Origin of the sequence: Ramlibacter sp. (assembly GCF_035655895.1) — a bacterium.
GTDB lineage: Bacteria > Pseudomonadota > Gammaproteobacteria > Burkholderiales > Burkholderiaceae_C > Ramlibacter.
Genome location: NZ_DASRTN010000006.1, coordinates 1,167,070 through 1,180,531, shown reverse-complemented (window position 1 = coordinate 1,180,531; position 13,462 = coordinate 1,167,070). Strand labels below are relative to the sequence as shown.

Genomic DNA, 13,462 nt, shown 5'->3' with positions numbered 1-13,462 from the left:
AATCAACTCCCTAGGGGCTCGGGCCCCCTTTGTCATCACCCGATGGGCTGATGCGCCATTATCCGCGGCCGTTCTGGAACCCAACCGTCGCGATGGCCGGCGGGAGGCGATCCCGGCAATGCCCCTGCCCGCCGTCCAAGCGCGTCGAACGGGGACAATCGCCCCATGTCTTTCCTGACCGATGCGGCACCCGCGCTGGACCTGGGCGTCCGATGGCACGAGGGGTTCGCCCGCCTCGGCCCCGCGTTCTTCACCGAACTGGCACCGACCCCGCTGCCCGCCCCCTACCTGGTCGGCCTCAACCGCCGCCTGGCCGCCGTGCTGCGGCTGGACCCCGGGCTGCTTTCCAGCGAGGCCGGCGTGCGGGCGATCACCGGCTCGCTGCCGCTGGAGGGCAGCCGTCCGATGGCCACGGTCTACAGCGGCCACCAGTTCGGCGTCTGGGCCGGACAGCTCGGCGATGGCCGCGCCATCCTGCTCGGCGAGATCGACACACCGTCGGGGGGGCAGGAGCTGCAGCTCAAGGGCAGCGGGCGCACGCCGTACTCGCGCATGGGCGACGGGCGCGCCGTGCTGCGCTCGAGCATCCGGGAGTACCTGGGCTCCGAGGCCATGCACGGGCTGGGCATTCCCACCACGCGCGCCCTGAGCGTCACCGGCTCGGACGCGCCGGTGCGCCGCGAGGAGGTGGAGACCGCCGCGGTCGTGCTGCGCGTCGCGCCAAGTTTCATCCGCTTCGGCCATTTCGAGCACTTCGCGGCCCGCGGCGCGCTGGAGGAGCTGCGCCGGCTGGCCGACGAGGTCATCGATCGCCACTACCCGGCCTGTCGCACGGCCGGCTCGCTCTCGGGCAATCCGTACGCCAACTTCCTCCAGCAGGTCAGCGAGCGGACGGCTGCGCTGGTCGCGCAGTGGCAGGCCGTGGGCTTCTGCCACGGGGTGATGAACACGGACAACATGAGCATCCTGGGGCTGACCATCGACTACGGCCCGTTCCAGTTCCTGGACGCCTTCGACCCCAACCACATCTGCAACCACAGCGACGAGCAGGGGCGCTACGCGTACAACCGGCAGCCGAACGTGGCGTACTGGAACGTCTTCTGCCTGGGCCAGGCGCTGTTCCCGCTGATCGGCGACGAGGAGCTCACCCTCGCGGCGCTGGAGTCGTACAAGACCGTGTTCCCGCGCGAGCTGGAGCGCCGCATGCGTGACAAGCTGGGACTGGCCGACGCGCAGGACGCCGACCGCGCCCTGATCGAGGGCGTGCTCCAGCGGCTGGCGAAGGACCGGGTCGACTACACGATCTTCTGGCGCCGGCTGTCCGAGCACGTCGCCGGCGGGCCCGTCGAGCCGGTGCGCGACCTGTTCCTGGACCGCGAGGGCTTCGACGCCTGGTTGCTAGACTACTCGGCCCGGCTGCCTGCCGACCGCGCCGCCGCCGGGCGCGCGATGCTGCGGACCAATCCGAAGTTCGTGCTGCGCAACCACCTGGGCGAGCTGGCCATCCGGCGCGCCAGGCAGAAGGACTTCGGCGGCGTGGACGAACTGCTCGACGTGCTGCATGCGCCGTTCGACGAGCATCCGGGCCACGACGACCTGGCAGGCTTTCCGCCCGACTGGGCCACCCACATCGAGATCAGCTGCTCCTCATGACCTACCCGATCCAGAAAACCGATGCCGAGTGGAAGGCGCTTCTCGCGCAGAAGGGTGCCGAGCGCGGCGCCTTCGAGGTGACGCGCCACGCGGCCACCGAGCGCCCGTTCACCGGCAAGTACGAGGCCGTCTGGGCCGACGGCAGCTACCACTGCGTCTGCTGCGGCAACAAGCTGTTCGACTCGGTCACCAAGTTCGACGCAGGCTGCGGCTGGCCGAGCTTTTCCGAGGCGGTGCCCGGCTCGATCCGGGAGATCCGCGACACCAGCCACGGCATGGTGCGCACCGAGACGGTGTGCGCCCAGTGCGGCGCCCACCTGGGCCACGTGTTCCCGGACGGCCCCACGCCGACCGGCCTTCGCTACTGCATGAACTCCGCCTCCCTGGACTTCCAGAAGACCGAATGAAGCTGCTGCTCGATTTCCTTCCGATCGCCGTCTTCTTCATCGCCTTCAAGGTCTTCGACATCTGGGTCGCCACCGGCGTCGCCATCGCGGCGACCGTGGCCCAGATCGCCTGGCTGCGCTGGTCCACCGGCAAGGTGGAGCCGATGCAATGGCTCAGCCTGGGTGTGATCGTGCTGTTCGGCGGTGCGACGCTGCTCGCGCACAACGACACCTTCATCAAGTGGAAGCCCACGGTGCTGTACTGGCTCATGGGGGGGGCGCTCGCGATCGGGCAGCTGGTGTTCCGTCGCAACCTGCTCAAGTCGCTGATGGGCGCGCAGATGAGCCTGCCGGAGCCGGCGTGGCGCGCACTGGCGTGGAGCTGGACCACGTTCTTCGCCGTGATGGGCGTGGTCAACCTGTGGGTGGCCTACAGCTTCGACACCGACACCTGGGTGAACTTCAAGCTGTTCGGCGGGCTCGGCCTGATGGCGGCCTTCGTCATCGGCCAGGCCGTGTACCTGTCGCGGTACATGAAGACCGAGTAGCCATGGCCACCGGCATCACCGCACAGGCGCTCCAGCAACGCCTGGTCGAACGCCTGGCTCCGACCCGGCTGGAAGTGTTCGACGAGAGCGCCGCCCACGCCGGCCACGCGGGCGCCGACGGCACCGGCTCCGGCACCCATTTCAGGGTGCGGATCGACTCCCCGCTGTTCGCCGGCCAGCCCCGCATTGCGCGCCATCGCCTTGTGTATGATGCGCTGCGCGATTTCATCGACGGCGGCGTGCATGCGCTGGCCATCGAAACCTCCTGATCCCGCTTCCGTTTCGACCCTTGAGAGGGAATCCCCCATGAAAAAGCACCTCCTCGCGGCCGTGGCCGCCGCCGCCGTCTGCGCCACCCTCCCCGCCTTCGCGCAGAACGTCGCCATCGTCAACGGCAAGGCGGTGCCCAAGGCGCGCGTCGACCTGCTGGCCTCGCAGATTGCCAAGTCGGGCCGTCCGGTCACGGCGGAAATGAACGATCAGATCAAGGACGAAGTGATCGCCCGCGAGATCTTCATGCAGGAAGCGCAAAAGCGCGGCCTGGACGCCAGCGACGACTTCCGCTCGCAGATGGAACTGGCGCGCCAGACGCTGCTGATCCGCGAACTGTTCGCCGACTACCAGAAGAAGAACCCGGTCACCGACGCCGACATCCAGGCCGAGTACGACAAGTTCGCGGCGGCCAACGGTGGCAAGGAATACCGCGCCCGCCACATCCTGGTGGAAAACGAGAAGCAGGCGCGCGACATCATTGCCGGCCTGAAGAAGGGCCAGAAGTTCGAGGACGTCGCCAAGAAGCAGTCCAAGGATCCGGGCTCGGGTGCCAACGGGGGTGACCTCGACTGGGCCAATGCCGCCAGCTACGTGCCCGAGTTCTCGCAGGCCCTGATCAAGCTGAACAAGGGCCAGCTGACGCAAGAGCCCGTCAAGACCCAGTTCGGCTGGCACGTGATCCGCCTGGACGACGTGCGCGAGGCGCAACTGCCCAAGCTCGAAGAGGTCAAGCCCCAGATCGCGCAGCAGCTGCAGCAGCAGAAGCTCGCGAAGTTCCAGCAGGACCTGCGCACCACCGCCAAGGTGGAGTAAGCGGTCGGCGGCACGCGCCGCCAGCCCGAATGCGCGACGAGGCGGCCTGCGGGCCGCCTTTGCTTTTGCGCGGGGCGCGCGAGGGCGTCCGGCCCCCTCGCGCCACCCCTCATCGCCGCGCGAGCTGCGCCAGCGTCAGCAGGCCGATCAGCACCGGCTGGTGCAGCATGTACCAGCTGAGGCTCCAGCGCCCCAGCCAGGCCAGCGGATTCGCGCCGGCGGCGAGCGCACCGGTCATCACCGCGCGCCGGCGCGCCAGCAGCGACTGCCCCGCTGCCATGCCCCACCACACCACCCCCAGCCAGGGAAACAGGGGCACGTAGTCCTCGGTCACCGGCTTGCGGCTCACCAGCCCCAGCCAGTGCAGCGGCGCGTGGTTGAGGGAGTCCAGCGCGGGCCAGGCCGCATGCAACTGCTGGAACGCCAAGGGCAGCAGCAGGGCGACCGCGCCCGCCAGCCACAGCCAGCGGCCCCAGCCGGCCGTGAGGCGCACCACCAGCAGCATCACCGCGATGCCGTGCAGCACGCCGAAGAAGATGTAGCTGCGCGGGAACATGAACCAGGATCCGGCGGTGACCAGCAGCGCGCAGCCGGCGATCTGCGCCCACCGCCGCCAGAAGCGGGGCCAGCCCTGTCCCTGGGCGTGGGCAACGGCCTGCGACAGGCCCGCGCAGAACAGGAACAGGCTGACGATGGCGGTGCGCTGCGTGGTCCAGAACGGGTCGGCGAGGAAGTTCTGGCGGAGCCAGCCGAAATGGTTGAGGTCGAAGCAGAAATGGAAGACCGTCATCCAGACGATGGCGACGCCGCGCAGGGCATCCAGGCGGTCGAAACGTGTGCTCGGCATGGCGGGCAAGTGTAGGGCCCGGGTTTCCCCGTGGGTGGCGGGCACGCCGGGAGCGCTCCAATCCGCTGGCATGCCAACAACAAGGAGCTCCCCATGCTGAAACCCGCCTCCCTCCCGGCGCTCGTGTCCGCCCTGGCGCTGGCCGGCTGCGCCGCGAACGCACCGACGTCTTCGTCCTCCACCATGGGCCCCGGCGCCGCGGCGGCGGCCACGCCCGCCACCGGGCGTGCCGCGCCGGCCGCGAGCGGCAGGACCGAGATCGCCTGGCTGGGCCAGGCGACGACGCGCATCACCACGCCTGGTGGCAAGGTGATCGTGATCGACCCCTGGCTCAAGACCAATCCCAAGACGCCGGCGAATTTCAAGGACCTGGGCGCGCTCGGCAAGGTCGACCTGATCCTGGTCACCCATGCCCACTTCGACCACTTCGCCGACGCGCCCGAACTGGCCAAGATGCACAACGCCCCGATGTACGGCCCGGCCGGCATGGGCCAGACGGTCGCGGCGCTGGGCATCCTGCCGGCCGAACTGGCACCGCGCTTCGGCAAGGGCGGCACCATCGCGCCGTTCGGCCCCACCGGCCCCAAGATCACCGCAGTGCACGCGGAGCATTCGTCCGAGCTGGGCTGGAAGGACGCCGCCGGCAAGGACGCCGTCTATCCCGGCGGCGAGCCGGTGGGCTACATCATCGAGATGGAAAACGGCTTCAAGGTCTGGCACATGGGCGATACCGGCGTGTTCGGCGACATGCGGCTGATCGGCGACATGTACCGGCCCGACGTCGTGATGATCCCGATCGGCGGCCACTTCGTGATGAACCCGCAGGATGCCGCCCTGGCGGTGCGCGAGATGATCCGGCCGCGCTACGCCATCCCGATCCACTACGGCACCCTGCCCGTGCTGCGCGGCACTCCGGCCGAGTTCAGCCAGGCACTGGGCACCGGCGGCCCGCGCATGCTGGCGCTGGAACCCGGCCAGAAGCTCGATTTCTGATGCCGAGCCGCCGGATGCTGTGCCTCGGGGCGGCGGGCGCAGGCCTGCTCGCCGGATGCGCGGGCGCGCCCGGTGCGGCCCCGGCCGAGGCAGCGCGCGCGGAGCTCGCCCCCGCGGGCGCCCTGCGCGCTGCCATCAACTATGGCAATCCCATCCTCGCCTCGCGCGGGCCGGACGGCCAGCCGCGCGGCGTCTCGGTCGACCTCGCGCGCGAGGCCGGCCGACGGCTCGGAGTCCCGGTGGAGCTCGTCACCTTCACCTCGGCCGGCCAGGTGGTGGAGGCGGTCCGGGCCCGGAAGGTCGACCTGGCGTTCGTGGCCATCGATCCGGTCCGCGCCGCCGACACCGAGTACACCGCGCCCTACGTGATCATCGAAGGCGCCTACCTGGTGAAGGCCGGCTCGCCGCTGCAGCGCAACGAGGAGGTCGATCGCGCCGGCATCCGCATCGCGGTGGGGCGCGGCAGTGCCTACGACCTGTACCTCACGCGCGAGATCCGCCAGGCCACGCTCGTGCGCGCCCCCACTTCGCCGGCCGTGACCGACCTGTTCCTGGCGCAGAACCTGGAGGTCGCCGCCGGGGTCAAGCAGCAGCTCGAGGCCGACGCCAGGCGCGTGGGCGGCGTGCGGCTGCTGCCGGGGCGCTTCATGGTGATCGAGCAGGCGATGGGCGTGCCCAAGGGCCGCACGGCCGCGCAGGCCTGGCTGTCGTCGTTCATCGAGGACATGAAGGCGTCGGGCTTCGTGGCGGCCGCGCTGCAGCGGCACGGCATCGAAGGCGCCGCCGTCGCGCCAGCGGCGCGGCGCTGAACGTTCCCCGGGCGGCGCCTGCAGTCGAGCCGCTCGAGCTGAACTGGACTTGCGCCCGGGCATCGGCAGTCGTGGCGCGGGCCCCGGGCAAGCTGATAATCGGTCAGCTTCGCCAGGTGCCCGCATGACCACCAGCCCTCCCGGTTTCTGGGACTTCCCCTACACCTCGCAGCGCATGCCGCTGCTGGCCCGCAACGTCGTGAGCACCTCGCAGCCGCTGGCTTCCGCGGCCGGCGCCCTGATGCTGGCGCGCGGCGGCAACGCGGTCGACGCCGCCCTGGCCACCGCCATCACGCTCACCGTCGTCGAGCCGTGCATGAACGGCATCGGCGGCGACGCCTTCGCGATCCTGTGGGACGGCGAGCGGCTGCACGGCCTGAACGCCTCCGGCCGGGCCCCGCGGCGCTGGACGGCCGACCACTTCGCGCGCTACGGCGCGATGCCGCTGCGCGGCTGGGACTCGGTGACGGTGCCCGGCGCCGTGTCGGCCTGGCGTGCGCTGTCGGACCGGTTCGGCACCGTCCCCTTCGCCGAGCTGTTCGAGCCGGCCCTGCGCCACGCGCGCGAGGGCTTCCTGGTGTCGCCCACCGTGCGCCGCCAGTGGCAGGCACAGGTGCCCGAACTGCTGGCGCAGCCGGGCTTCCGGGACGCCTTCGCACCGACCGGGGCGGCACCCGCGACGGGTGAACTGTTCGTCTGCCCGGGTCAGGCGACGACCCTGGAGCGCATCGCGCAGACCAAGGGGGACGACTTCTACCGAGGCGGCCTGGCGCGCGCGATCGCCGACCACGCCCGCGCCACCGGCGGGCTGATCGACGAGCAGGACCTGGCCGACCACCAGGCCGACTGGGTGCAGCCGTTGTCGGTGCGCTTCCGCGGCGTGGAACTGCACGAGATCGGCCCCAGCGGCCAGGGCATCGGCGCGCTGATGGCGCTGGGCATGCTCGAGCAGCTGGACCTCCGGTCCGCCGGCCTCGACACCGCCTTGTCGCACCACCTGCAGATCGAGGCGATGAAGCTCGCGTTCGCCGACCTGCAGGCCTACGTGGCCGATCCCGATGCGATGAAGCCCGTGGTGGCCGAACACCTGCTCGCGCCCGCCTACCTGGCTTCGCGCGCCCGCCTGATCGATCCGGACCGGGCGGCGCCCGCGCGGCCGGGCTCGCCCCACAGCGGCGGCACCGTCTACCTCACCGCCGCCGACCAGCGCGGGATGATGGTGTCGTTCATCCAGTCCAACTTCAAGGGATTCGGCTCGGGCGTGGTCGTGCCGGGCACCGGCATCGCGCTGCACAACCGCGGCTGGGGCTTCAACCTGCAGGCCGGGCACCCCAACCAGGTCGCGCCGCGCAAGCGCCCGTTCCACACCATCATCCCCGGCTTCCTCACGCAGGATGGCCGGCCGCTCCTGTCCTTCGGCGTGATGGGCGGCTCCATGCAGGCCCAGGGCCACGTGCAGGTGGCGGTGCGCATCGCCGAGCATGGCCTGAACCCGCAGGCAGCCAGCGATGCGCCGCGCTGGCGCGTCAAGGACGACAACCACACCGTGGCGGTCGAGTGGAACTTCCCGCCCGAGGCGATCGCGGGCCTGAAGGCCCGCGGCCACGAGGTCACCGTGGCCCGGCGGTTCGACACCGAGTTCGGATCGGCGCAGCTGGCGCTGCGCACCGCCAACGGCTACATCGCCGCCTCGGACCACCGCAAGGACGGCTACCCGGTCGGCTTCTGAGGATCACTCGACCACCAGCTTGCGCTCGGTGATCAGCCGCTTCCAGCGCGCGGTGTCGGCCGCGACCATGGCCCCCATCTGCTGCGGCGTCCCGCCGGTGGCCGTGGCGCCCAGGGCACCCAGGCGCTTCTGCAGTTCCGGATCGCGCAGCGCCTGGTTGAAGGCGGCATTGACCTTGGCCACGATGTCGGCCGGCGTGCCGCGCGGCGCGTAGATCCCGAACCAGTTGCTCACCTCGAAGCCCTTGAGGCCCTGCTCGTGCAGCGTGGGCAGGTCGGGCGCGAACGGCAGCCGCTGCAGGCTGGTCACGCCGATGGCGCGCAGCTTGCCATCGCGGATGTGGCCCTGCGAGGTCACGTAGTTGTCCATCAGCATGTGGACCTGGCCGGACACCATGTCGTTGAACACCAGCCCGGTGCCGCGGTACGGGATGTGGGTCATGAACACGCCGGCCTGGGCCTTGAACAGCTCGCCGGCCAGGTGGCTGTTGGTGCCGTTGCCGCTGGAGCCGAAGTTCAACCGGCCGGGCTGCGCCTTGGCCAGGGCGATGAACTCGGCCAGGTTCCTGGCCGGCAGCGACACCGGCACCACCATCACCGCGCTGGTGCGGGCGACGTCCACCACCGGCACGAAGTCCTGCTCGACCTTGTAGGGCAGCCGCGGGTTGGTGATCGGACCCACCGAATGGGTGCTGCCGGTCGCGATCAGCAGCGTGTACCCGTCGGGATCGGCCTTGGCCACCATGTCGGAGCCGATCGTGCCGCCCGCGCCGGGCTTGTTGTCGATGACGATCTGCTGGCCCAGCTTGCCGGCCGCGTGCAGCGTGATGGCACGCGCCAGCACGTCGGTGGCTCCGCCGGCGGGGAACGGCACGACCAGCCGCACGGGGCGGGCGGGGTAGGCCTGGGCGGCGACGGTGCCGGCGGCGAGGGCCAGGCCGAGGGCGGCGAGCCAGTGCGAAACGAATCGAATCATGGGTGTCCGAGGTTGGGAACGGGGATCCTCGCACGGCACGCAAGAGCCGTGCCCCCGGTAAAATCCGGGCTTCCCTCCACCGCCCGGCCGCCCTGCTGCCCGCCGGTCCGCCCGCTTCCCATGTCCCTCCTGAACCATCAGCTGGAGCTGCTCGCCCCGGCCCGCGATGCCGACATCGGCATCGAAGCGATCAACCATGGCGCCGACGCCGTGTACATCGGCGGCCCCGGGTTCGGCGCGCGCGCCTCCGCGGGCAACGACCTGCGCGACATCGAGCGCCTGTGCCGCCATGCGCACCGCTACGGCAGCCGCATCTTCATCACGCTCAACACCATCCTGCGCGACGACGAGCTCGAGCCGGCGCGCCGGATGGCGTGGGACGTCTGGAACGCGGGCGCCGACGTGCTGATCGTGCAGGACATGGGCCTTCTCGAGATCGACCTGCCGCCCATCCAGTTGCACGCCAGCACCCAGACCGACATCCGCACGGTCGAGAAGGCCCGGTTCCTGCAGGACGCCGGCTTCTCGCAGATGGTGTTGGCGCGCGAGCTCACGCTGGCGCAGATCCGCGAGATCCACGGCGCCCTGGACGCCGAGCGCTGCAAGCTCGAGTTCTTCATCCATGGCGCGCTGTGCGTCGCCTACAGCGGCCAGTGCTTCATCAGCCACGCCCACACCGGCCGCAGCGCCAACCGCGGCGACTGCAGCCAGGCCTGCCGCCTGCCCTACCACGTGGTGGACGGCCAGGGGCGCTTCATCGCGCACGACAAGCACGTGCTCTCGATGAAGGACAACAACCAGAGCGCCAACCTGGCCGCGCTGGTGGATGCCGGCGTGCGCAGCTTCAAGATCGAGGGCCGCTACAAGGACATGGGCTACGTGAAGAACATCACCGCCCACTACCGCAGGCTGTTCGACCAGCTGATCGAGGACCGCGAAGGCTCCGACGACCCGCTGGCGCGCGCCTCCAGCGGCCGCACCACCTTCACCTTCACGCCCGACCCCGACCAGAACTTCAACCGCGAGTTCACCGACTACTTCGTCAATGGCCGGCAGGACGACATCGGCGCCTTCGACACGCCGAAGAACCCGGGGCAGGCGATCGGCTGGGTGACCCGCGTCGGCGCCGACTGGATCGAACTGGAGTGCAGCAATGCGGCGGCCGTGCTGCACAACGGCGACGGCCTGTGCTACTACGACCTGCACAAGGAACTGGTGGGCGTGGCCATCAACCGCGCGGAACCGCTCGCCACGCTGGGCCAGTGGCGCGTGTTCCCCAAGGACCCGGTGGCTGGCATGCGCGACCTGCGCAAGGGCACCGAGATCAACCGCAACCGCGACATGAGCTGGGTGCGCATGCTGGAGAAGAAGTCGAGCGATCGCCGCATCGGCGTCTGGGCCGTGCTGGGGGAGACCGCCGACGGTTTCTCGCTCACGCTCACGCTCACGGACGAGGACGGCCACGTGGGCGCGGCCGCCGCGGCCCACCCCCGGCAGCCGGCCCGGGAGCCCGCCCGCAACGAAGCCGGCCTGCGCGAGCAGCTCGGCCGCTTCGGCGCGACGATCTTCGAGCCGCTCGACATCCAGGTGCGCCTGGCGCAGCCCTGGTTCGTGCCGGCCTCGGTGCTCAACCACCTGCGTCGCGAGGCAGTGGACCGCCTGGAGGCGGCACGGCTGGCGGCGTACCGCAGGCCGGCACGGGGCACCCCGGTCGAGCCCCCCGTGCCCTATCCCGACGACACCCTCACCTACCTGGCCAACGTGTTCAACCAGAAGGCGCACGACTTCTACCGGCGCCACGGCGTGCAGGTCATCGACGCGGCCTACGAGAGCCACGAGGAGGAAGGCGACGTCAGCCTGATGATCACCAAGCACTGCGTGCGCTGGTCGATGAGCCTGTGCCCCAAGCAGGCCAAGGGCGTGATCGGGGTCAAGGGCACCGTCAAGGCCGAGCCGCTGCAGCTGGTCAACGGCAAGGAGAAGCTCACGCTGCGCTTCGACTGCAAGCCCTGCGAGATGCACGTGGTCGGCCGGATGAAGACGTCGGTGAAGAACCAGCGCGCACGCGAGCTGGCCGAGGTGCCGATGACCTTCTACCGGACCCGGCCGCAGCCCACCCGCGCCTAGCGTTCGCCGCCACAATGGGGCCGAGTCGCCCCGAGGCCCGGCTGCGGGGCGCCACGCGCCCATGCCCTACCGCACCACCTTCGGCCAGCAGGTCTTCGCCTTCCCGGGCTTGCGGGAGGTGATGGCGGCCGCGAGCCCGCCGCGCTCCGGTGACGAGCTGGCCGGCATTGCGGCGCGCACGGCCGAGGAGCGCTGGGCCGCCCGCCACGTGCTGGCCGACGTCCCGTTGCGCCGGTTCCTGGAGGAGGCGCTGGTGCCCTACGAGGCCGACGACGTCACCCGGCTGATCCTGGATGGCCACGACGCGCAGGCGTTCGCGCCGGTGGCGCACCTGACGGTGGGCGCCTTTCGCGACTGGCTGCTGGACGATGCAGCGACGCCGCAGGTGCTGGCCGCGCTCGCCCCCGGCCTCACTCCCGAGATGGTGGCCGCGGTCTCCAAGCTGATGCGCCAGCAGGATCTGATCGCGGTCGCGCGCAAATGCCACGTCGTCACGCGATTTCGCAACACGCTGGGCCTGCGAGGCCGGCTGGCCGTGCGGCTGCAGCCCAACCACCCGACGGACGACCTGCGCGGCATCGCCGCCTCGACGCTCGACGGTCTGCTGTACGGTGCGGGCGATGCCGTGATCGGCATCAACCCGGTGTCGGACAGCCCGGCGGTGCTGGCCGGCGTGTGGCGCCTGCTCGACGGGCTGATCCGCCGTTTCGCGATCCCGACCCAGGCCTGCGTGCTGACGCACGTGACGAACACGCTGCGGCTGATGAACGAGGGCGTGCCGGTCGACCTGGTGTTCCAGTCGATCGGTGGCACGCAGAAGACCAATGAATCGTTCGGCGTGTCGCTCGCGATGCTCGACGAGGCCTGCGACGCGGCCCGGGCGCTGGGCCGCGGCACCCTGGGCGACAACGTCATGTACTTCGAGACCGGCCAGGGCAGCGCCCTCTCGGCCGACGCCCACCACGGCGTCGACCAGCAGACCTGCGAGGCCCGGGCGTATGCGGTCGCACGCCGCTACCGGCCGCTGCTGGTGAACACGGTGGTGGGCTTCATCGGGCCCGAGTACCTGTACGACGGCAAGCAGATCATCCGCGCCGGGCTGGAGGACCACTTCTGCGGCAAGCTGCTCGGGCTGCCGCTGGGCTGCGACATCTGCTACACCAACCACGCCGAGGCCGACCAGGACGACATGGACGCGCTGCTCGTGCTGCTGGGCACGGCCGGCCTGACCTACCTGATGGGCGTGCCCGGCGCGGACGACGTCATGCTGAACTACCAGAGCACCTCGTTCCACGACGCGGCGTTCCTGCGCCGCACGCTCGGCCTGCAGCCCGCACCGGAGTTCGCCGGCTGGCTCGAGCGGATGCAGATCACCGATGCCGCCGGCCGGCTGCTGCCCGCCGGCGGCGCCACCCTGCGGCTGGCCCACGACCTCGGCCACCTCGCCACCGGCCCCGGCTGATCGCCATGCAGCACGACGAACGCGCCGACGCGATCCGCTGGGACGAGCTGCGGCGGTTCACGCCGGCGCGCATCGGGCTGGGCCGCAGCGGCGTGGCGCTGCCCACCCGCGAGGTCCTGGACTTCGGGCTGGCCCATGCGCGCGCCCGGGACGCCGTGCACGCGCCGCTGGACACGGCGGCACTGGCGGCCGACCTGCGGGCAGCCGGCTTCGACGTGGTGCAGGCGCGCAGCCGGGCGCCCGACCGCGCGACCTACCTGCGCCGGCCGGACCTGGGCCGCCAGCTGGATCCGGACGCACAGGCCGCCTTGCGCGCCCGTGGCACGGATGCGACCGACCTCGCGCTGGTCATCGGCGACGGCCTGTCGTCGCTCGCGGTGCAGCGGCACGCGGCGCCCCTGCTGCTGGCGTTGAAGGCGTGCCTGCCGCAGCACGTGGCCTGCTCGCCGGTGGTGGTGGTGCAGCAGGCGCGCGTGGCGGTGGGTGACGACGTCGGCGAGGCGCTGCAGGCGCGCCTGGTGGCGGTGCTGGTCGGCGAGCGGCCGGGCCTGGGATCGCCCGACAGCCTGGGGATCTATCTCACGCACGCCCCCCGCCGCGGCCGGCACGACGCCGAGCGCAACTGCATCTCCAACGTCCGGCCGGAAGGACTGCCTTCCGCGCCGGCCGCCTGCAAGCTGGCCTGGCTGGTCGTGCAGGCCCTGCAGCGCGGGCTCACCGGGGTGGGCCTGAAGGACGAGAGCGACGGCGGTCTGCTGCCGGCGGACCCGGGTGGCGGCGCGCTTCCTGGATCGGCCTGAGCGGCCGCCCGGCCGGCGCCGCCGTCGCGGCCGTCGCGGCGGCCGCG

Annotated in this window: 13 protein-coding genes; 11 read left to right on the top strand and 2 right to left on the bottom strand. The window is 71.1% G+C overall.

Going from position 1 to position 13,462, the window contains the following annotated elements; genetic code table 11:
- Window positions 1-165: 165 nt before the first annotated feature.
- Genes VFE82_RS08575 through VFE82_RS08555 form a run of 5 tightly spaced genes read left to right on the top strand, consistent with a single transcriptional unit; the run spans window position 166 to window position 3,673 of the window.
- Window positions 166-1,653: a protein adenylyltransferase SelO gene (locus VFE82_RS08575; protein ID WP_324999836.1), complete on the top strand. Its 1,488-nt coding sequence runs from the start codon at window positions 166-168 to the stop codon at window positions 1,651-1,653.
- The gene (msrB, locus tag VFE82_RS08570) at window positions 1,650-2,060 is read left to right on the top strand and encodes a peptide-methionine (R)-S-oxide reductase MsrB (protein ID WP_324999835.1); all 411 of its coding nucleotides are present in this window, start codon (window positions 1,650-1,652) and stop codon (window positions 2,058-2,060) included. The genes VFE82_RS08575 and msrB overlap by 4 nt, the downstream gene beginning before the upstream one ends.
- Window positions 2,057-2,587, top strand: coding sequence for a septation protein A (locus tag VFE82_RS08565; RefSeq protein WP_324999834.1), 531 nt, complete (start codon window positions 2,057-2,059; stop codon window positions 2,585-2,587). Before msrB ends, VFE82_RS08565 begins: the two co-directional genes overlap by 4 nt.
- A 2-nt stretch (window positions 2,588-2,589) precedes the next feature.
- A complete protein-coding gene (locus VFE82_RS08560; protein ID WP_324999833.1) occupies window positions 2,590-2,856 on the top strand; it encodes a BolA family protein in 267 nt (88 codons plus the stop codon).
- Window positions 2,857-2,893: 37 nt separating this feature from the next.
- Window positions 2,894-3,673, top strand: a complete 780-nt coding sequence (locus VFE82_RS08555; protein WP_324999832.1) for a foldase protein PrsA — start codon at window positions 2,894-2,896, stop codon at window positions 3,671-3,673.
- A 109-nt stretch (window positions 3,674-3,782) separates the two neighbouring features.
- Here VFE82_RS08555 and VFE82_RS08550 read toward each other — a convergent pair whose 3' ends face one another.
- On the bottom strand, window positions 3,783-4,520 hold the full coding sequence (locus VFE82_RS08550) for a heparan-alpha-glucosaminide N-acetyltransferase (protein ID WP_324999831.1): 738 nt from the start codon (window positions 4,518-4,520) through the stop codon (window positions 3,783-3,785).
- Window positions 4,521-4,613: 93 nt separating this feature from the next.
- Here VFE82_RS08550 and VFE82_RS08545 point away from each other — a divergent pair, with 93 nt between their 5' ends.
- The 3 genes from VFE82_RS08545 (at window position 4,614) to VFE82_RS08535 (ending at window position 8,051) form a co-directional block, all read left to right on the top strand.
- Complete coding sequence (locus VFE82_RS08545; RefSeq protein WP_324999830.1) at window positions 4,614-5,513, top strand: metal-dependent hydrolase; 900 nt, start codon at window positions 4,614-4,616, stop codon at window positions 5,511-5,513.
- Complete coding sequence (locus VFE82_RS08540; protein WP_324999829.1) at window positions 5,513-6,322, top strand: ABC transporter substrate-binding protein; 810 nt, start codon at window positions 5,513-5,515, stop codon at window positions 6,320-6,322. The genes VFE82_RS08545 and VFE82_RS08540 overlap by 1 nt, the downstream gene beginning before the upstream one ends.
- A 124-nt stretch (window positions 6,323-6,446) precedes the next feature.
- Window positions 6,447-8,051 (top strand): gamma-glutamyltransferase family protein, encoded by a 1,605-nt coding sequence (locus VFE82_RS08535; RefSeq protein WP_324999828.1) that lies wholly within the window; start codon window positions 6,447-6,449, stop codon window positions 8,049-8,051.
- A gap of 3 nt (window positions 8,052-8,054) precedes the next feature.
- Here the strand turns inward: VFE82_RS08535 and VFE82_RS08530 are convergent, their stop codons facing one another.
- Window positions 8,055-9,026: a tripartite tricarboxylate transporter substrate binding protein gene (locus VFE82_RS08530; protein ID WP_324999827.1), complete on the bottom strand. Its 972-nt coding sequence runs from the start codon at window positions 9,024-9,026 to the stop codon at window positions 8,055-8,057.
- A gap of 120 nt (window positions 9,027-9,146) precedes the next feature.
- On the opposite strand from VFE82_RS08530, the gene VFE82_RS08525 reads away from it, so the two are divergent.
- From VFE82_RS08525 to eutC, 3 genes are all read left to right on the top strand, one after another.
- Window positions 9,147-11,153 (top strand): U32 family peptidase, encoded by a 2,007-nt coding sequence (locus tag VFE82_RS08525; protein WP_324999826.1) that lies wholly within the window; start codon window positions 9,147-9,149, stop codon window positions 11,151-11,153.
- A 61-nt stretch (window positions 11,154-11,214) separates the two neighbouring features.
- Entirely contained in the window at window positions 11,215-12,615 is a 1,401-nt protein-coding gene (locus VFE82_RS08520) for an ethanolamine ammonia-lyase subunit EutB (protein ID WP_324999825.1), read from the top strand.
- Between the two features lie 5 nt (window positions 12,616-12,620).
- Window positions 12,621-13,415, top strand: a complete 795-nt coding sequence (gene eutC, locus VFE82_RS08515) for an ethanolamine ammonia-lyase subunit EutC (RefSeq protein ID WP_324999824.1) — start codon at window positions 12,621-12,623, stop codon at window positions 13,413-13,415.
- The last annotated feature ends 47 nt before the right edge of the window (window positions 13,416-13,462 follow it).